The following is a 19,289-nucleotide window of genomic DNA, read 5'->3' as shown; positions in this document are numbered from 1 at the left end:
TATGAACTGAATAATTAAGGTTTTTGTAATTTAGATTTCGATTTTACAGAAATTTAGACAAAATAGCCCGTTATTTTCAATTATTTTTTTGTCATTAAAACTTACCCCCCTTAAATAGAAAGGTTAATGTTGTTTTCTATACAGAAATGGTGATTGGGTATCTAAAAAGGTTTATATTCAATGGAGAAATAAAGACCGTTTTCTTGTAAAGAGTTTCCGGTTCTATCAACTTTAACTAAGGGAACACCCCAATCAAATCTGGCGTTAAAATTTTGACCTACTAATAAACGTAAACCTACACCTAGTGACGATAGGGTTTTTTGCTTGATGTCTACATCAGAATTTGAGTGATTCCAAACAGTACCCAAATCGAAAAAGGGAGTTAATTCTAAAGTGGTTTGCCATTTGGGGACGCGCAGAATTGCTGTACGAATTTCTGCGGAGGCAAATAAGCCATTATCAGCTAGTAAAGAGTCTTGTCGATAACCGCGCACGCTCTGCTGTCCACCGGCGCTAAATTGCTCTAGTGCAACTAAGGGGCGATCGCTTAATTGCATATCTGATCTCAATAATAATGTTGTATCTGGTGTTAATAACCGCAAATATTGAGTTTGTCCACGCCATGTTAAAAACTGACTATCAGGAGCGTCATCATTATTTGTGGCATTAAAAGCATTAATTCCTAAGCTAAATTGCGATCGCAATGCAAAAACTTGCTGACTATCTCGTTGAGTATATTCCTGAAAAAAACGGAGAGCAGAAATTCTCACTTCCCCTTGATCATTTGCACCGGGAGATAAGGGAAAAGGTTCATCTAAAAGGGTGGTTTCTGACTCTTGTCTAGAACCTGTTAAACCCAATATAAATTCTTTTGTCGGGCTTTGATAAAGGGGTTGACGATAAGTAATTTGATAGTTGCGAGATGCAGATTGAATATCTAAGATGTTAAATGGATCTTCAATAATGTTGGTATGGGTGCGACTGTAGCTCAAGCCGATAGTCCCGTTGTAGGGATTGATGGGAAATGTGTAGCTCAAATCATTGAGGGAGTTGCTACCATCAGTATTAATATAACCAACTTGAAAGCGATCTCCAAATCCTAAAAAATTGTTGTGATTGATTTGCAGTTGACGACGCACACTACCCACACTAGGCGATCGCTGATTATCAATACTTATCTCTGTTGAAAAAGCGTCAGCCTCTCGCACTTTAATTTCTAAAACGCTTACCCCAGCACGAGAACCAGCAGCTAATTCTGCTGATAAATTAGCAATTAGAGGATCAATTTGCAACATTTGCAAAGCCTGCAGCAAGCGATTTTGATCTAAAGGTGCTTTTGTTGCTAAAGCTAATCTACTACGAACATAACCAGGCCGCAATCTGTTCAACCCAGAAATATTAATTGATTCAACTTTACCTTCAATTACTGCAATTTTTACCACTCCATCTTTTAATTCTTGGGGAGGAATAAAAGCTCCAGAGGTAATATAACCATTTTCTAAATATAATTCATTAATAACTTCTTTAGCCTTCAATAATTCAGCAAAAGAAATAGGAGTATTAGTAAAAGGTTCTAGTTTTTTTGCTAGTTCTTCTTGACTGAAAACTGTACTACCAATAACTTCAAACTTTGTAATTGTAATTGTTCCAGGAATCTCTTCTAGTGATGGCTGGGGAGTCGTTGGAGTGGTATCTGGTTTGGGAAGTAATTCTTCTAGGGGTGGTAAAGGTGTTTCTGGTAGAGGACCAAAATTAGGTGAGTAAGTCGGTTGTTTTTCTAGTTCCCTAAGTTGCTCAGGTGTTGGGGTTACAGTTTGGGTAATTATTTGAGCATTGACTGGTAATGAAAAATTAGAAAGAAAAAATTCCCCAGACAAAATTGAAACATAAAATATGTATTTTTTAAAATTTTGATTTTTCACTTTTCCTTACACACCTTAATTTCAAACTGACGACTTAACAATTATGAAATCAAACACCATCGGTAGCATTTACTAACAGGAGTAATAAATACTAAGTATTCTATCTGAAGTTCGTGAATATCTCAAGTTTGACTATGAGCAATCACGATACTTTGCGTATGATACACCAAATAATTATTACTTTAATCATACCAGTAAATTTAATTGGCTTATTACGTACTTGATTTGATTAATTATTTGCTCTCAAATTTATCCAAAACCTCACAAATACAGTCTATACAGCCCTATAATCCTAAGAGGATGTTTATAAAGTAAAGTCTAGATTTATACCTATCCCTTACGAAACCGTAGGAATAGGTGGACTTAGTTTGTGTAGCTAACCGCTGATGTATTGATTAACCTACTCAGGTTTAGCAAAAACTGTTAACAATACTGGACCTAATAAATAATAATGACCTAAACACAAAAGTCCAGCCCCAGCACCTAATTGTTGACGTTGTTCTTGATGATAAAATTTAATTCCTGTTGGAGAATTGGCCATGAGTTTAAAAGCAGAATTATCAGCCGTTATATCAACTAAATAAAAGTTTCCACCAGGAGAAAGTACCCGTGCAACTTCATTTAAAACTTTTTCTGGTTGAGGATAATGTAGGAAACTGATAGTGTTAAAAACCGCATTAAATTGACCTTCAGCAAAAGGCAGTGATTCAGCATTACCTTCAAGATAAATTAATCGCGGATGGTGTTGATTACTTTGTCTAGCAACCCGCAACATTTGAGGAGATAAATCTAATCCTGTCCCGCGCAAGTTAGGAAAATGACTCGCTAATCTATTTAGTAAGCGTCCCGTTCCACAACCTAAATCAAGTACGTTAGCATTTGCTGGTAGTTGAATTTGAGAAATCAATCTTTTATGGATAGCTTGGTAAATAAAAGAGGGAAATGTCCAATCGTAGCTTGATGCCCAGCGATCAAAGAGTTGTTTTTTATTATTGATAAAGTTATTCATCGGTTACTGTTTGGTGTAAGCTTTATTTACTCATGTCATGCTAATCAAGCAGGTCTAATATCACAAAATTTCTTATTTGTCAATACTCAAAATTCTATCCATCAAACAACAGCATCGAATTTAGGCAAAATTTGTTTTACTAATCCTTGACTAATTTATTAAGTTTTGTATTATTTTTTGTTCGCAATTCCTGAAGTGCTTATAAATGAAGGCTTTTAAACTTATGCTTTCAACTCAATCTTACAAATAGGCACAATAATCGAAATTACAAATTCTCATAAATCATAGCATATCGCTGAAAGTATTGCAATACCGTTGATAAATAAAAATAATTCTCAATTAATTATTAAGAAAATATAAAGGAAAAATTTTGAAGGTTATAAATTTTTAAATGATTTGGAAAGTCTGATAAGTATTAGCTATATAAATATTCAAAAGAGAGAGTATCTTGCGGTACAGCAAAAAAGGTATCACTTTTTAATTTACTTAGAGAACTCCACAAAAAACATGATCCAATAGTGTAGGGGTAATTCATGAATTACCCCTACTTTCGCGGAAGCTTTAGGGGAATGATATTAAAACAGGATCAATCATTCTATGGAGTTCACTTATCGAAAATTGGGGTTGAAAACTTCGTCTTTCTAAGAGGGTGTTTGAAGCAGAGCCTCTGAGATGGCATTCCCAGCCGGAGACTGGGAACGAGATGACATTAAAGAATGTTCAGCACCCTCCTTAATAAGGCTTGATCTTCTGGTTTGGGTTTCAGACGACCATTTTCTACATCACGAATCCAACTTTGACTTTTACCTGTCAGCTTGGCTAGTTCCCTTTGGGAGATATTAATATCTTTGCGGGCTTGCAAAACCTGTGCAGCTAATAAATCATCTGGGGTTTTGAGAATTCTTTTACTCCTAACAGTACGCCGCTTTTTTTTCTCTGCTTCTGAACTTAATTGTTCCCATTCTGGTGGTAGTTCAAAAGATAGAATCCGCGCATTCATTAGCATATTCCATTTACCACGGGGTCCGCTATCTGTAAGGCGATGATCACCACCACCGTCATTAATCCAAAATTCCAAAGCCTCATCTGGATCTTCGGGAATATCAACTAATTTAGCCCACAAAGGTTGGATTTCTGGAGGATAGGTAACTGGGTCAAAAATTGCCTTAACTCCATAATGATTGAGAACTTCTAAATCATTTTCAAATGTTCGTAATAGACGTTTACGTTCATCCCGTAATCTAGAAGCTAGGTTAATTTTTTCCTCACCATAAGCAACGCGCAGTAAAGTAGGAATAGTGATGCGTTGTTCTCTACCCATTTTGGTTTTAAAAAGTAACCATAACATCAATCTCACTGCGCCTTCATGTTGCTGCCAAAGACTCATAACTGTATTTAACAGCGTTTTCGGAAGACTACCATATTGATAGAATCCAGTCCGCTCTTTACAGCCTTGTTTATTTAGGAAATGCTGCGCCCAAACACCAGCTTTGACCTTAAATGTCAAGCCAATTAGATATTTAGAACCTTGCTTGTCTTCTTGAAAGTGATGCTGAATATCTGTTAAATGCCACAGACGACTTTCTTGAACAGAAAAGCCGGGAACTTTACCCCGTTGTGGCCAGTCAATAGAAACTATGAGTGAGCAAGCTTGCTGAACGATGTTCTTAATTAAACATAGCTTGGTGATTTTGTTTAGGTCTTTGCGTTTTTCTAATCCCAAGTATTTTTCAATTTGGCGTTCATCAATAGCAAATTCTTGTTCCCACGGTTGATCTAAGACTGTAGCATGAGCAGCAAAAATCAGATGAATACAAGCTGCTCGAAGATCGAGATTTTCAATTACTGGTAAATTTTGCGCCAGGTTACTAACTTGAAATGGGTCTTGGATGTAAAATGAAATTGCACCCCGACCTTGATTCACCTGTCGGCTATAGTGTAAATTACCTTCTGCGTCTGTTTCCCAGTTTAATGATTTACGTTGTGCTAGTAGGTTGCAAGCTTCCCAGATAACTATTGCCGAAGCAAAAGGGTGATTCTTGCCATTAGAAAACAAATCAGGACTGGTAGGTTCTCGCGCTTCAACTTTGCATCTGCCTTTTTTTGCTTGCCACGGTATAGGAGAATTTGTTGGACAAGCAATTACACATTGTGGTTCTGGATAATAACCCTCGCAATTGTTACAAAGACAAGGATCAATCCAATATTCATTATTTTCAATTTTGATTGCACCCGTAGGACATTGGAGGCGGCATTTATCACATCTACCACAATTTTGATTAGGAATTGTATAAGGCATAAGGCTTCTTCCTACTCTAATTGCTGAGATGTTTGGCTCAAGTCTCCCCTCGATGTCTCCTCTTGATTCATAACTTGCTACCAAATTATCTCCATGACAAGAAAATTTCTTCTCGCCTCACTTAGCGGTTAACAGTTATCAGGTTCATGATTTAAAGTGAGAGATGGTAATTTGTATTTTCTATCACTTATCACCTCCCTCTTTTAGACCTTTAAACCAAGGCTTCATTGCTTCTTCATTAACTATACATTTCATAAAGATTTCGCTAAGTTTGTTCATAATGAGCTTAGAGGGTGTTTTAAATATTTATGTTTTGATTTCCTTAGAATTCCTTGCTTAAACTGTTTTTAAGGAACATATATAAAATTAGGAATTGTTTTTATTTGGTTAATATTGAGATCATAATTTTATGCAAAAGCTCAAGTATATTCTTGTTAGATAAGTTCAAAATATAACTTTTGCTCTCTTGGCATTTGTATAGATATTTGCATAACTGACAAATAACTAATTTTTAGTATCCGTAAATACTTTACTCATACCTTTTAGATCATAGAAATAATTTTATTTTTGCGAAAAATATCGAAAAATATTAATATCTCTATTCTCAAATATATCTATAATTTTTTGGCTATTTCTTGGATACGCAAGGATTAAGCCTGGATTTTATTAGTAATGAATTGCATTTAAAATGGTTTATTTTACAAACTAAATTGAGATATTTTAGCAAGTCAGCAAAACTTGATAAAAAAGTTAATTTTTATCATCAATATTAAAAAATATTAGGCTAGTATTAAGAGTAAATCACCAACTAATTTGTAAGCAAAATTGCTGAGGATAGATTCATGGCAACATTAACAGGAGTAAGATTTGGCGGTGGCACTTGGACACCTAAATTTGCTACAGAAATTGACAAAGATAAATGTATCGGTTGTGGCAGATGTATTAAAGTATGTGGTCACAAAGTTTTAGGCTTGATGGCATTGAATGAAGAAGGTGAATTTGTAGAAGACGAAGATGATGAAGAAATTGAACGCAAAGTGATGGTAGTTGCTCATCCAGAAAACTGTATTGGTTGTGAAGCTTGTTCTCGGATTTGTCCCAAAAATTGTTATTCTCATGCAACATTAGACAGCTAAGATTTTTGGTAATTAACTAAAGTCTTAACTTGTGTATTTGAGCCTAGCCAGGTAATTAGAGGGGAATACTCAATCCTTACTTAATTTATTTAAATTTGTTAAAAAGTTCACAATAAACAAAAACATAAATTTAAAATTGTTATTGATCGACTATCTCAACATTAAACAGAGATAGATCCCCGACTTCTTAAAGAAGTCGGGGATCTGGTTCAATTTTTCTCTCACAAAAATATAATTTGTAATATTTGGAAGAGAGATATGAAAAAATATGGAAGTTTCAGCACTTTTAATTTAGTGCAAGTTAGAACGGTAATAAGTGAAAATCAAAAACACCTCTGAAATTGTGAAACCTCTTAGCTATGGAAATAATTTAGCTATAGGTAAATATCAATAGCAGAAGTGATGCACTAAATCAGTAAACAATAAACAAATTGATAACTGATAACTGATACAGCAGATTGCAGATCAATGAGGTACAGATGTGAACGATAAAGCCTGATGCTAAGGGACTTTTAAACCTGTTCCCTGTTCCCTGTTCCCTGCTGTAACTGATAACTGATAACTGATAGAGAACAGCTAGTATGCAAAAAGTTCCTGTGTCGTTGTGGACGCTTTTAGCTGGGATGATAATTTCCCCTATCAGCATCTGGATTGGTCAAAATCACAATTTATTGCCAGTACAAGCATCCGAACAAGCACCTTTGGTAGACGGATTATTTAATATCATGTTTACCATTGCGATCGCTCTTTTTCTGGTAGTGGAAGGCACGATTCTAGTGTTCTTATTTATCTATCGTCGCCGTCCAGGAGACAATAGTGATGGTACACCCGTAGAAGGTAATTTAGCCTTAGAAATCTTTTGGACAGCAGTTCCTAGCGTCATTGTGATTGGTTTAGGTATCTATAGCGTAGATATTTATAACCAAATGGGAGGTTTAGAACCAGGTAGTCATCCTCATGGCCATGTTGCTCATGTTTCCGGTACAGCGATGGCTGCTAGTATGAGTGATGGTTCTCAATCTTTAGCTGCTCCTAATATTGGTATTGGTGGCAGTCCTCAAACTCAAAATAAACCAGCAGATTTGGTAGTTGATGTTAAAGGGATTCAGTTTGCTTGGTTATTTAACTATCCCGAAACAGGTATTTCTGCTGGTGAATTACACGTTCCTGTTGGTGCTGATGTGCAGTTAAATTTATCCGCAGATGATGTAATTCATTCTTTCTGGGTTCCTCAATTTCGTCTCAAACAAGATGCACTTCCTGGTATTGCGACTGAATTGCGTTTTGTGGCTACAAAACCAGGTACTTATCCCGTTGTTTGTGCAGAATTGTGTGGTGGTTATCACGGCGCAATGCGGACACAAGTTATTGTCCACAGCCAAGAAGATTTTGATAGCTGGTTAACAGAAAATCAGATTGCTCAAAAACAAGGACAACCTCAAGTTGTAGCAGTAAATCCTGCTAATTTATCTACACCTGAATTTCTTGCTCCTTATGTAAAGGATATGGGAGTGAGTCAAGCAAATCTTGATTCATTAGTCGTAGGGACGAAGCATTTGGTCGATTAATTATCGGTTTTTCCCCAAGTAGGGGCGAAGCATTTGGTCGATTAATTATCGGTTTTTCCCCACGTTTATCTTCCGAATGCTTCGCCCCTACATTTCACTGAAAACTGAACACTGAAAAAAGCATGACACAAATAGAATTTCCACCAAATACACCACCAGAAAAGGTAGTGTCTCACACTCAACATCACCAAGCATGGAAATTGAAGGACTACTTCACTTTTAATATTGATCACAAAGTAATTGGGATTCAATATTTAGTGACATCCTTCGCATTTTATTTGATTGGTGGGTTGATGGCGATCGCTCTCCGCACGGAATTAGCAACACCAGATTCTGATTTTCTTGATCCGAATTTGTATAACGCCTTCATGACCAATCATGGCACAATCATGATTTTTCTCTGGATTGTTCCCAGTGCAATTGGCGGATTTGGTAATTATCTAGTTCCCTTAATGGTGGGTGCTAGAGATATGGCATTTCCTAAATTAAATGCGATCGCCTTTTGGTTAAACCCACCCGCAGGTTTACTGTTATTACTAAGTTTCATCTTCGGTGGTTCTCAATCAGGTTGGACAGCTTACCCACCTTTAAGTTTAGTTACCGCCCCAATTGCTCAAAGTATGTGGATTTTGGCAATTGTGTTAGTAGGAACTTCCTCAATTTTGGGTTCATTAAACTTTGTCATCACCATTTTGATGATGAAAGTTCCCAGCATGAAATGGGATCAAATTCCCCTATTTTGCTGGGCAATTTTAGCAACTTCTATCCTCGCACTTGTATCCACGCCAGTATTAGCAGCAGGTTTAATTCTGCTGTTGTTTGATATTAACTTCGGTACTTCTTTCTTCAAACCAGATGCAGGTGGTAACGTCGTTATTTACCAACATTTATTCTGGTTTTATTCCCACCCGGCAGTTTATTTAATGATTCTGCCAATTTTTGGGATTATGTCAGAAGTAATTCCCACCCATGCACGCAAACAGATTTTTGGTTATAAAGCGATCGCTTTTTCCACAGTCGCTATTTGCGTCGTCGGTTTATTCGTCTGGGTTCACCATATGTTCACCAGTGGAACACCCGGATGGATGCGGATGTTCTTCACTATTTCCACACTCATAGTTGCAGTTCCCACAGGTGTCAAAATTTTCGGTTGGGTAGCAACACTTTGGGGTGGAAAAATCCGCTTTACCACAGCAATGTTATTCGCAATTGGTTTATTATCAATGTTCGTCATGGGTGGTTTAAGTGGCGTAACCATGGGAACAGCACCCTTTGATGTTCACGTTCACGACACCTATTATGTAGTCGCACATTTCCACTACGTTTTATTTGGTGGTTCTGTATTTGGTATTTACGCAGGTATCTATCATTGGTTCCCCAAAATGACCGGCAGAATGATGAACGAAACCTGGGGAAGAGTTCATTTTGTTCTGACATTAATTGGGACTAATTTAACATTTTTACCCATGCACAAACTCGGTTTACAAGGAATGCCTCGCCGAGTTGCTATGTATGACCCCCAATTTATGAGCTTAAACCAGCTTTGCACCATTGGCGCATTCATTTTGGGTATTTCAGTAATTCCCTTCGCTTACAACGCCTTTAAAAGCTGGACAGAAGGAGAATTTGCAGGTGATAACCCTTGGGAAAGTTTAACTTTGGAATGGACAACCAGTTCACCCCCAATTATTGAAAACTGGGAAGTTTTACCTGTTGTTACTCATGGACCCTATGACTATGGTCATAACGATGATGAATCTTCATCAGTAACAGAAGCAGTAAGTTAAATGTAGGTTGGGTTGACTTCAGGAAATCCAACATTTTGGAAATTCAGGAAACCCAACATTTTGGGGGTTTGTTGGGTTGCGCTCACCCTGTTAACTCAACCTACATCTATTCATCATTCACTAGGAAAATAGTATGACTGCAATTACAACAGGTGAACATCACGAAGGTGGACATGAAGCACATCAAGATTTAAGAGTTTGGGGACTCTTGACTTTTCTGGTTTCTGAATCTTTGATGTTTGGTGGATTTTTCGCTACCTACTTATTTTTTAGAGGTACTACCGCAGTTTGGCCACCAGAAGGAACAGAAGTAGAATTATTTATCCCTACAATTAACACCATCATCCTGGTTTCTAGCAGTTTTGTCATTCACTTTGGTGATATGGCAATTAAAAGAAATAGTGTGGGTTGGATGCGGTTTTGGTATTTTATCACCGCAGTTATGGGTGCTGTATTCCTAGCCGGTCAGGTTTATGAATACATGAATTTGGGTTATGGTTTAACCACCAATATTTTCGCCAATTGCTTTTATTTAATGACTGGTTTCCACGGTTTACACGTCTTTATCGGATTGTTGTTAATCTTGGGAGTATTATGGCGTTCTCTCCGTCGTGGTCATTATTCTGATACCAAACATACAGGCATCGAAATGGCAGAAATTTACTGGCACTTTGTTGATATCATTTGGATTGTTCTCTTCACCTTGGTTTACATTCTCAACGCATTTTAAGTCAGATCCCCGACTTCTAATATTAATGATATTACTCAATGATAAATTACTAAAAGAAGTCGGGGATCTTTGCTGCATAACTAAAATCCTGTAAATCCTTAAATCCTGGATATCCTGGTTCTGACAATTAGCCGCAATTTTGCTATAATCATGATGACTTCAATGTAATCGGTGACAAAAGAAACTCCTGATTAATCAAAAATCTGTGATGTTTGTAAATTGAGACTATTAAATTGTGGAGAAATAACTAAATCATCACCACAAAAAATCCCAATCTCATGATAAATTTCATTGACTAATTCTAAAACTAAAATACTTTGATTTTGGGGGTTAATAATCCAATATTCAGGAATACCACAATCTTGATACTGTAGACGTTTAGCAATAAAATCTCTATCTCTTTGTAATTCCCCAGGACTAACAACTTCAACAACCAATAAAGGTGGTGACATTGAGAGGCGAATAGTATTCCGGTTTGCTAATTGTTGAATATGCTCTTCTCGAATAATAGTTAAATCAGGATAACGGTTTCTTGGTTCTCCTCTTATTTCCAATTCCAAACCATGTCCCCGCACTCTATCAATGCCTATTAACAATGCAAAAATGAGAAAAAGACGATTAGCAATCTGCACATTAATTCCTGACTCTGGTGGCATTTCAATCAACTCTCCATTAAACAATTCATACAAGTTATCAGTGCCATCATCATAAGATAAATATTCTTCAAAACTTGCAAATCTATGTTTAGTTTGTACCATGACATTTACTCCATGATTACTGATGGTTTAATTTTAACATTATTTATAAGTATTAAAACATCATCCAATCACATCCTGTAAATCCTGATTCTGAAAATTAGCCGCAATTCTGCTATAATCATAATACTTGCTACGTAATCGGTGACAGCATAATGATTACCACTGTTGAGCGTCGTTATAGTTTAGATGAATATCGCGCTATTGAAGAAACAGCAGAAGGACGCAACGAATATCATGATGGAGAAATTGTACCAATGCCAGGAGGATCACTCAACCACAGCCGTATCAGTGGTAATATTTTTGCATTTCTAAAATTTCTTCTGCGTGATAGTCAATTTGAGCCAATTAATAGTGATTTACGTTTATGGATACCTGAATATAGAAGGGGTTTATATCCAGACGTGATGGTTTTTGCAGGTGAACCACAATTACATGAAAATCGCAGTGATGAAGTTTTAAATCCTACTTTAATTATAGAAGTATTATCTCCTTCTACCGCAGATTATGACCACAAAGACAAGTTTAGAATGTATCGCTCAATTAGCAGTTTTTGTGAATATTTATTAGTTGAACAAGATGAAATTTTTATAGAAAAATATAGTAAACAATCTCAAGGTTGGTTATTAAGTGATTTTAATAATTTAGAAAAATCTATTACTTTGGAGTCAATTGGGGTTGAATTACCGATAGCAGAAATTTATCGCGGTGTTGTTTTTGAGTAAGCAATATTCAGATCCCCAACTTCTTTGATAAATTTATCATTAAATAAGATGATTGATTAAAGAAGTCGGGGATCTTGGTTTTTTCCCAGAATAAAATAATATTCAGATCCCCGACTTCTTTGATTAATTTATCATTAATAAGATGATTGATCTCAGAAGTCGGGGATCTTTGCGTCGTTGTTAAATTACATCCTATAAATCCTTAAATCCTGGACATCCTGTTCGCGTAGCGTGGCGTTAGCCATTTCTGACAAATAACCCCTTGACAATTTCTGAATTATCTATTATTCTAAGTATAATAACTTTATTATAGATATTCATCTCCCCACACCCAAAATCAAATAATCCCAAACCCCAATACCGCACTTCAAAAAAACGCAAAAAAATTGATCGCCTGACGGCGAAGGGAAAGGGCAAAGAAAAAAGCGCAGAGCGCAAAAGGGAAAAAGAGCAAAGGGCTACTGAGTCCTGGAAGATACGACTACACGGAAACCCACGTAGTAGTCCCTATTGACACGCGTGAGGCTGAAACGAAACGCAGAACGACAGCCTCTAGCGAGGGCGTTCCAAGAACCACCACGCAGCAGTCTATACCCGCCGCTTTGATTAATCCAAACACTGCCATCTACAGGCGCATTTATATAATTTTCGTGCCAGTCATCTTCACACCACTCCCAAACATTCCCGTGCATATCATACAAACCAAATTTGTTAGGGGGAAAAGAACCTACATCAGTGGTTTGTTTTCGATATTTACCTTTTGCACCGGAATTATAGGGATAATTACAATGGTAATTTACCAAATCAGTGGTAATATTATCACCAAAATAAAATGGTGTAGTTGTTCCGGCTCTACAGGCGTATTCCCATTCAGCTTCACTGGGAAGACGATATTTTTTACCTGTAGCTTTGCTTATTCTAGCACAAAATTCCTGTGCGTCAAGCCATGAAACCTGTTCCACTGGTCTATTTTTACCAGAAAAGCGAGAAGGTTTAGGATTTAAATCCTGTTTAATTTTTGGTAAAACCGCTACCCTTTCCCATTGTGCCTGAGTAACAGTAAACTTGCCCATGTAAAATGGTTGAATAGTTACCCGATGTTGGGGACTTTCTGAATCACGTCTTTCCGGTTCATTTTCCGGTGAACCCATCAAAAAACTTCCCCCAGGAATAGCAATCATTTCTAACAATACACCATTACCTAAATCTTCGGTAAATGATGTGTGAGAATTAGTAGGTTGAGGTTTAATGATTGTTGGTTGAGGTGGATTATTTGGGGGAGAAACAAACTGTTGAAAAATTTGTTTAAATGGATTATTAGGACTTGGTGGTGTTTGCGGAGGTGGTGGGTTAGGAATAACAACGGTTTTTCTAGGAATGGGATTTTTTAATGCTGCTAAAACTTCTGCTGCTGAATGATAGCGTTTTTTAGGAATATCCTGCAACATTGTTTCTAAAATATCAGTTAATTCCTGACTTAAAGAAACATACTTTTGCCATTGCCATTCCATATTTATAGTATCAAATAACTGATCTGAACCATCAATTTTTTGAAAATGTCCCGTCAATAAACGTACACAAGTAACAGCTAAACTATAAAGATCACTACTTGGGTAAACCATCCCGCGAAATTGTTCCGGTGGTGCATATCCAGGAGTACCTGTAATCGTACCAACTCTAGTTAAAATACTGCCACTGGTTTCCTTAGAAACACCAAAATCAATTAGGAATAATTTACCGTTTTTACTTCTAATAATATTTTCTGGTTTAATATCTCGATGAATTACTTTATTGTCGTGAATAAATTGCAAAACTGGTAATAATTCTGTTAAAATATTTTTAATTTGGGATTCATTTAATTGACCTTGAATTTGTAACTCTTCCAATAAATTTTGACCATCAATAAATTCCTGTATTAAATACAATCTACCATCCTGGGGAAAGAAAGCGAGTAAATCTGGTATTTGGGAATGTTTTCCTAACTCTTGCAGTCGTTTAGCTTCTTGTTGAAATAATTCTGTAGCTTTTGGTAAAGATGAACTTCCTGCTTGTTGGGGTAAAAATTGTTTAATGACACAGGGAGTATTTAATCTTTTCACATCTACAGCTTGAAAAGTCCTCCCAAAACCACCTTCTCCGATAAATTTAATCGGTAGATAACGGTCATCTAAGATGATTTTATTTCCACAACGTTGACAAAAGCTAGTACCCTGGGGATTTTGGTAAAGACAGTCAGGATTGAGACATTGACTCATGGTAGTTGCTGGGTATATCTAGTGATGATTTTAGCATACTACTGTCAGAATCAGGATTTACACGAGACGAGAGGTTCAGATCCCCGACTTCTTGAAGAAGTCGGGGATCTTTTTGTTCATAAATTATTTAGAATTGCTATATTTCCTAGTTATGTGTAATTTATGATTCTGGTTAATTATTTATTATTTTTCAAGATAGATATTGAGATAATATAAAATTTACAGAATTACGTCTAGTCTATGCTATAAATTAAATTGGTAATTGGTAAATTACATCCTGAAAATCCTCAAATCCTGGAAATCCTGATTCAGACAATTTACTATGTTTAAATATTATGCAAACCAACACCAATAAGTTCTCCTGGTTTGATGTATCTGATGATGTCAAAGAACTATTAATATTAGCAACCCAAACCTGGGAAAATACAGAAGAATCTACAAAATATATGCAGCAAGCATTAGCTAAAACAGGAGACAACACAGACGTTTTAGTTGCAGCTTATAGATATTTTTATTACAAAAATAATTATGTTCTAGCACTGACAACAGCAGAGAAAATAATTGCTAAAATTAAAGAAGTCGAGAAATTACCCGATAACTGGGAAAAACTAAAACCTATTTTAGTTCAAAGAAAAGAAGAACCTAAAATCAGACTTTTCTTAAATGCTTATGCTGCTTCTGGGTTAGTATTAGCTAAACTAGGAGAATTAGAAAAAGCTCAAGAAATCAGTGCCAAAATTAAAGGTATTGATGATAAAAATGATTTTGGTGCTGGTATTCTTCTGGATATTTTAACCCGTTCCCCAGAAGAAGATTAAAATAATCCGTAATTGACCGAAACTTTTACCTAGTAACAAATCCTAGAATTAAGCATCATGAATAATTGTTTTTTCATCAATCCAACTTCTGCTCAATCGCTTCCATTATCTACTAAGAATAATATTATCCTACCTGGACTTCCTGAATCTCCTATGACTCCTGTAACTAAAATGCCTCAAGCAAATCCTCCCATAATTTTCTTACCTAAATATTAGTAGTTTATAGTATATAAATTATGCAAGGAAAGGATTTGTTTGTCGCTGGAGATGGAAAGATTCAAATCTGTAAATCAGCGAGAGAATGGGATTTATTGCGTGATAATTATCGTCTATATCGGTTTCTAACTGAGATAGAAGATGTTCTCAATAATGCTGAGGATGAATCAACTCATCTACCAGAAATGAGAATGTTAGTTAGACGATTGATTATTAATTCCTATTGGGTACAAAGTCAATTTATCAAACCCGATCCAAAAACAGGAAATTCGGTTTTATTGTTATATGATGAATTAGGATTTCCCTTAACTGTACAAACAGTCACATTTGCACCAGGAACAACTTCTAATATTCATAATCATGGAACTTGGGGAATAGTTGCAATATTAAAAGGTCAGGAAAAAAACACATTTTGGCGACGCAGTTCCAACCCAGAATTTCCTGATAAAATTGAAAAAACAGGAGAAATAAATTTATCCCCCGGTGATATTATCAGCTTTACACCTGAGACAATACATCATGTTCAAGCCATTGGGGAAGAACCAACAGTAACATTTAATATTTATGGAGAAACAAACCCAAAACAGAGATGGGAATTTGATGTAATTAACCATAGTGCTAAAAAATTTTAAATGTAGTCACAAAAACATCAATAACAGTTTAATCTGATAAATATAATAATATCTGCGTTCATCTGCGTTTATCCGCGTTTAATTATTTTCGATCTAGAAATCAATAGGAGATATAGCAATGGCCAGAGTAATTTTCTATGAAAAACCAGGCTGTAAAAACAATACCAGACAAAAAGTATTACTCACAGCCGCAGGTCATCAAGTAGTAGCATATAGTTTATTAACAGAACCTTGGACAGTGGAAAAATTAAAATCATTTTTTGGCGATCGCCCCGTCATCGAATGGTTTAATAAAGCCGCACCTCGGATAAAATCAGGAGAGGTGATTCCCGAAAACATCGACGCTGACACCGCTTTGGTAATGATGCTTAGAGACCCTTTATTAATTCGTCGTCCTTTATTGGAAGTAGGAGATAAACGAGAAATAGGCTTTGATACCGATAAAATTGACGCATGGATAGGCTTAAAACCCGTCGATGACTCTTTTAAAGAAATGAGTGAAAACCTCATGCAGCAAGACCTTCAGGGCTGCGCTCATGGCAAAAATCACGAACACCACCATCATGGAGAAGGTGGTTGTAAACATCATTAATTTTGATCCAAATACAGCAGCATTCGTAAGAATTCAAGTAAGGCGATAAGATCCCCGACTTCTTTTATTTATTGTGTCCATAAATGATAAATTGATCTTAGAAGTCGGGGATCTGGGTATGAACGATTACTCTAGCTCCTGTATGTTTCCAAGAGGTGATGGGGATAAACATTTATTTAAGCAACTTTAGGGGTTAAAATCCCCGTTGCAAAACGTAATTCTAAATTCTAAATTCTAAATTCTAAATTCTAAATTCTAAATTCTTTTAATTTACCTTTGGGCAACTCGCATTAACAAAAATAAACCTGTTCCTAAACCAAACAAATTAGGCAACCAAGCGCCTATGATTGGAGAAAGTATCTCTGCCTGTGCCAAAGCCCCAGAAACTGATAATAATAAATAGTAAGTAAAAATCACAATTACACTAATACCAAAACTCGTACCTCTACCAGTACGTTGAGGTATGCTTCCCATCGCAGAACCAACTAAACCAAAAATAATACAAACAAAAGGAAAGGCAATTTTTTGTTGAATCCGCACCTCCAATTTTCTAATTTTCTGAGGATTCCCTGCCAAACGTTCTACTTCTAATTGTTGTAAGGCTTGGGAAATATTCATTTCTCCGTAATCCCGGCTATTTTCTGCTAAATTTAAAGGCGTGCGTGGTAGTTGCAATTGTTGATGTTCAAACCGCAAAATATTACGATAAGAACGGTCAGGGGCAACTAAATAAATAGTACCATTATAAAAATCCCAAACTTTTTCAGAAGCATTCCATTCCGCAGATTCAGAAACTAAAATTTGATTTACTCCTTCTCTAGAACGGTCGATAATTGTTAACCCTTTCATTTGCTTACCATCAAATTGGTCAGCATAAAACAAGCGAGAAAGTAATTTATTTGTGCTACCATCTTCCGCTTTAACTTCCCTGTATTCAGGATAATAAATATTTTGTTGTTTAAATGATGGTTTGTCTGATTTGATTGCTTGTTCTAGAGTCCGAGTTGCTTCATAATTTGCTGCTGGGGCAATTTGTTCATTAAAAACATAAGTCATACCTGTAATTAAACTACTTAATATTACAGCAGTTAGTACCATCCGATAAACACTAACTCCGCATCCTCGTAAAGCTATTAATTCACTCTCACTAGATAACTTGCTGTAAGTCATCAACGTAGCTAATAAAGTAGACATGGGGAAAGAATAAACCATTACATAAGGCAATTTTAATAAAAAAACCTTCAATGCAATATTAATTGGTAATCCAGATTCTACTACTTTTCGTAATAATTCAAATAAGCTATCAATGGCTAAAACTACAGAAGTAAATGCCCCCACTCCAAATAAAAATAACGGTAGCAACTGCATAGCCAAATAGCGATCCATGATGGAAAAAGGCAGCAGTGAAGAAACGGTGTAGAAAGATTTAATCTGCTTAGATACCATAATCCCAATTAAAATTTTAAACTACGCCTAATTAAAAATGTGCCTAAATTTTTGTCGTTCTCTATTCCTGATTTTATTTAGGCGTTATTTAGGCGGAAAATTTATCACCTAAATAATATTGTCGCACCAACGGGTTATTATAAAGTTCATCAGCAATGCCAAAAGCGAGAATTTGACCTTCCCGCATAATGTAGGCACGATCTGTAATAGCCAGAGTTTCGCGGACATTATGATCTGTGATTAAAATTCCCATTCCGCGATCGCGCAATTGTCCCACAATTTGTTGAATTTCCGAAACTGCAATCGGATCAACTCCGGCAAATGGTTCATCTAAAAATAAAAATTTTGGACCATCTCTTCCTGCTGCCAAAGCCCTAGCTAATTCTGTCCTCCGTCGTTCACCTCCAGAAAGTTGAATACCTTTACTATTGGCAACTTTTTCTAAGCGAAACTCCCCGATTAAATCATGCAATCGTTGCGACCATTGTCTCCGTGGCACATTAGTTTGTTCTAGGACTAGGAGAATATTATCTATCACCGAAAGTTGACGAAATACACTTGCTTCCTGTGCCAAATAGCCAATGCCTAATCTGGCTCTTTTGTGCATTGGCATTCCTGTAATATCTAAATTATCTAACCACACTCTACCTTGATTGGGTTTTTCTAAACCTGTAGCAATATAAAATGTGGTAGTTTTACCAGCACCATTAGGTCCGAGTAATCCGACAATCTCACCTTGGGAAACAGAAAGGTTAACACGATTGACAATTACTCGCTTACCATAAGATTTGTGAATATTTTCTAAAACAATTTTCACTATTTGTAGTTTTGTGGTAAAAAATGTTAATTAGAACGTTTCAAGGCTGGTGTTTTGGGCGCAGGTTTAGCCGTTTGTCCATTAACATTAGTGTCATCCACCATGTAGACAGATTCTACCTGACGATTGGACTGAGGTAAGGCAATAAATCGACCTTCATCAATTAAATAAGTAACCCTCTCAGCCCTAATACTATTATTACCTTGTTGCAAAATATAGACATTGCCACTAAAATCAATCCTGCGTTCTTTGCTGAAGTATTGCGCTTGGGCTGAAGTGGCTTGTAACTGACGAGCAGGATACAACATCTGCACATTACCACGAGCAGTAATTACTTGAGATTTAGCATCATATTCCTGCACATCAGAGCGAATAGTCAGCGGGCGATTTCCCCCAGCAGATTGGGCTGTAGCGGTAGGGAGTTGGTGAGAAAGGGTTGCTGCACCCAAGAGGGCTACAGGCAGCATCAGAGCTAATCCTAGACGGTGCATTTGTAATTTTGGCAATTGATAGGAAGGTATCATAAAAATTGGGGATAGAAGATTTCAGGTTATATTCTAGTTGGTAAACTTGACGCTTTCT

Annotated in this window: 16 protein-coding genes; 8 read left to right on the top strand and 8 right to left on the bottom strand. The window is 36.4% G+C overall.

Annotated elements, in window-relative coordinates; genetic code table 11:
• Positions 1 to 161 precede the first annotated feature (161 nt).
• The 3 genes from VB694_RS19520 to VB694_RS19510 all read right to left on the bottom strand — a co-directional run bounded on the left by VB694_RS19520 (position 162) and on the right by VB694_RS19510 (position 5,230).
• Positions 162 to 1,922 carry a ShlB/FhaC/HecB family hemolysin secretion/activation protein gene (locus VB694_RS19520; protein ID WP_323361994.1) on the bottom strand — a complete coding sequence of 587 codons (1,761 nt, stop codon included), beginning with the start codon at positions 1,920 to 1,922 and terminating at the stop codon, positions 162 to 164.
• 400 nt (positions 1,923 to 2,322) lie between these two features.
• Entirely contained in the window at positions 2,323 to 2,931 is a 609-nt protein-coding gene (locus VB694_RS19515; RefSeq protein WP_323361993.1) for a class I SAM-dependent methyltransferase, read from the bottom strand.
• A 709-nt stretch (positions 2,932 to 3,640) separates the two neighbouring features.
• Entirely contained in the window at positions 3,641 to 5,230 is a 1,590-nt protein-coding gene (locus VB694_RS19510) for a helix-turn-helix domain-containing protein (protein ID WP_323361992.1), read from the bottom strand.
• A gap of 842 nt (positions 5,231 to 6,072) precedes the next feature.
• Between VB694_RS19510 and fdxB the strand changes: the two genes are divergently transcribed.
• From fdxB to VB694_RS19490, 4 genes are all read left to right on the top strand, one after another.
• Entirely contained in the window at positions 6,073 to 6,366 is a 294-nt protein-coding gene (fdxB, locus tag VB694_RS19505) for a ferredoxin III, nif-specific (protein ID WP_323361991.1), read from the top strand.
• Positions 6,367 to 6,947: 581 nt separating this feature from the next.
• Positions 6,948 to 7,934: a cytochrome c oxidase subunit II gene (locus tag VB694_RS19500; RefSeq protein WP_323361990.1), complete on the top strand. Its 987-nt coding sequence runs from the start codon at positions 6,948 to 6,950 to the stop codon at positions 7,932 to 7,934.
• 122 nt (positions 7,935 to 8,056) lie between these two features.
• The gene (ctaD, locus tag VB694_RS19495) at positions 8,057 to 9,721 is read left to right on the top strand and encodes a cytochrome c oxidase subunit I (protein ID WP_323361989.1); all 1,665 of its coding nucleotides are present in this window, start codon (positions 8,057 to 8,059) and stop codon (positions 9,719 to 9,721) included.
• Positions 9,722 to 9,854: 133 nt separating this feature from the next.
• Positions 9,855 to 10,451, top strand: coding sequence for a heme-copper oxidase subunit III (locus tag VB694_RS19490; RefSeq protein ID WP_323361988.1), 597 nt, complete (start codon positions 9,855 to 9,857; stop codon positions 10,449 to 10,451).
• Between the two features lie 191 nt (positions 10,452 to 10,642).
• Here VB694_RS19490 and VB694_RS19485 read toward each other — a convergent pair whose 3' ends face one another.
• Positions 10,643 to 11,209 (bottom strand): Uma2 family endonuclease, encoded by a 567-nt coding sequence (locus VB694_RS19485; RefSeq protein WP_323361987.1) that lies wholly within the window; start codon positions 11,207 to 11,209, stop codon positions 10,643 to 10,645.
• A 152-nt stretch (positions 11,210 to 11,361) separates the two neighbouring features.
• On the opposite strand from VB694_RS19485, the gene VB694_RS19480 reads away from it, so the two are divergent.
• Positions 11,362 to 11,931: a Uma2 family endonuclease gene (locus VB694_RS19480; RefSeq protein WP_323361986.1), complete on the top strand. Its 570-nt coding sequence runs from the start codon at positions 11,362 to 11,364 to the stop codon at positions 11,929 to 11,931.
• Between the two features lie 458 nt (positions 11,932 to 12,389).
• Here the strand turns inward: VB694_RS19480 and VB694_RS19475 are convergent, their stop codons facing one another.
• Positions 12,390 to 14,186: a bifunctional serine/threonine-protein kinase/formylglycine-generating enzyme family protein gene (locus VB694_RS19475; RefSeq protein WP_323361985.1), complete on the bottom strand. Its 1,797-nt coding sequence runs from the start codon at positions 14,184 to 14,186 to the stop codon at positions 12,390 to 12,392.
• 335 nt (positions 14,187 to 14,521) lie between these two features.
• Between VB694_RS19475 and VB694_RS19470 the strand changes: the two genes are divergently transcribed.
• From VB694_RS19470 to VB694_RS19460, 3 genes are all read left to right on the top strand, one after another.
• On the top strand, positions 14,522 to 15,004 hold the full coding sequence (locus VB694_RS19470; protein WP_323361984.1) for a hypothetical protein: 483 nt from the start codon (positions 14,522 to 14,524) through the stop codon (positions 15,002 to 15,004).
• A 236-nt stretch (positions 15,005 to 15,240) separates the two neighbouring features.
• Positions 15,241 to 15,852, top strand: a complete 612-nt coding sequence (locus tag VB694_RS19465) for a cupin (RefSeq protein WP_323361983.1) — start codon at positions 15,241 to 15,243, stop codon at positions 15,850 to 15,852.
• Between the two features lie 118 nt (positions 15,853 to 15,970).
• Positions 15,971 to 16,444: an ArsC/Spx/MgsR family protein gene (locus tag VB694_RS19460; protein ID WP_323361982.1), complete on the top strand. Its 474-nt coding sequence runs from the start codon at positions 15,971 to 15,973 to the stop codon at positions 16,442 to 16,444.
• Between the two features lie 270 nt (positions 16,445 to 16,714).
• Here VB694_RS19460 and VB694_RS19455 read toward each other — a convergent pair whose 3' ends face one another.
• The 3 genes from VB694_RS19455 to VB694_RS19445 all read right to left on the bottom strand — a co-directional run bounded on the left by VB694_RS19455 (position 16,715) and on the right by VB694_RS19445 (position 19,231).
• The gene (locus VB694_RS19455) at positions 16,715 to 17,830 is read right to left on the bottom strand and encodes an LptF/LptG family permease (protein ID WP_323362017.1); all 1,116 of its coding nucleotides are present in this window, start codon (positions 17,828 to 17,830) and stop codon (positions 16,715 to 16,717) included.
• A 148-nt stretch (positions 17,831 to 17,978) separates the two neighbouring features.
• Positions 17,979 to 18,707 (bottom strand): LPS export ABC transporter ATP-binding protein, encoded by a 729-nt coding sequence (gene lptB, locus VB694_RS19450; protein ID WP_323361981.1) that lies wholly within the window; start codon positions 18,705 to 18,707, stop codon positions 17,979 to 17,981.
• Between the two features lie 26 nt (positions 18,708 to 18,733).
• Positions 18,734 to 19,231: an LptA/OstA family protein gene (locus tag VB694_RS19445; protein ID WP_323361980.1), complete on the bottom strand. Its 498-nt coding sequence runs from the start codon at positions 19,229 to 19,231 to the stop codon at positions 18,734 to 18,736.
• Between the last annotated feature and the right edge of the window lie 58 nt (positions 19,232 to 19,289).

Source organism: Anabaena sp. UHCC 0451 (assembly GCF_034931405.1).
In the GTDB taxonomy this organism is placed as follows: Bacteria; Cyanobacteriota; Cyanobacteriia; order Cyanobacteriales; family Nostocaceae; genus RDYJ01.
Note: the sequence above shows the minus strand (reverse complement) of the source record. Positions and strands in the feature narration are given on the sequence as shown.

Bases quoted from the DNA above. Each gene is read 5' to 3' on its own strand.
- VB694_RS19500 (WP_323361990.1), top strand. From the start codon at position 6,948: ATGCAAAAAGTTCCTGTGTCGTTGTGGACGCTTTTAGCTGGGATGATA.
- ctaD (WP_323361989.1), top strand. From the start codon at position 8,057: ATGACACAAATAGAATTTCCACCAAATACACCACCAGAAAAGGTAGTG.
- VB694_RS19455 (WP_323362017.1), bottom strand. From the start codon at position 17,830: ATGGATCGCTATTTGGCTATGCAGTTGCTACCGTTATTTTTATTTGGA.
- VB694_RS19470 (WP_323361984.1), top strand. From the start codon at position 14,522: ATGCAAACCAACACCAATAAGTTCTCCTGGTTTGATGTATCTGATGAT.
- VB694_RS19465 (WP_323361983.1), top strand. From the start codon at position 15,241: ATGCAAGGAAAGGATTTGTTTGTCGCTGGAGATGGAAAGATTCAAATC.
- VB694_RS19490 (WP_323361988.1), top strand. From the start codon at position 9,855: ATGACTGCAATTACAACAGGTGAACATCACGAAGGTGGACATGAAGCA.
- VB694_RS19485 (WP_323361987.1), bottom strand. From the start codon at position 11,209: ATGGTACAAACTAAACATAGATTTGCAAGTTTTGAAGAATATTTATCT.
- fdxB (WP_323361991.1), top strand. From the start codon at position 6,073: ATGGCAACATTAACAGGAGTAAGATTTGGCGGTGGCACTTGGACACCT.
- VB694_RS19460 (WP_323361982.1), top strand. From the start codon at position 15,971: ATGGCCAGAGTAATTTTCTATGAAAAACCAGGCTGTAAAAACAATACC.
- VB694_RS19515 (WP_323361993.1), bottom strand. From the start codon at position 2,931: ATGAATAACTTTATCAATAATAAAAAACAACTCTTTGATCGCTGGGCA.
- VB694_RS19510 (WP_323361992.1), bottom strand. From the start codon at position 5,230: ATGCCTTATACAATTCCTAATCAAAATTGTGGTAGATGTGATAAATGC.
- VB694_RS19445 (WP_323361980.1), bottom strand. From the start codon at position 19,231: ATGATACCTTCCTATCAATTGCCAAAATTACAAATGCACCGTCTAGGA.
- VB694_RS19480 (WP_323361986.1), top strand. From the start codon at position 11,362: ATGATTACCACTGTTGAGCGTCGTTATAGTTTAGATGAATATCGCGCT.
- VB694_RS19475 (WP_323361985.1), bottom strand. From the start codon at position 14,186: ATGAGTCAATGTCTCAATCCTGACTGTCTTTACCAAAATCCCCAGGGT.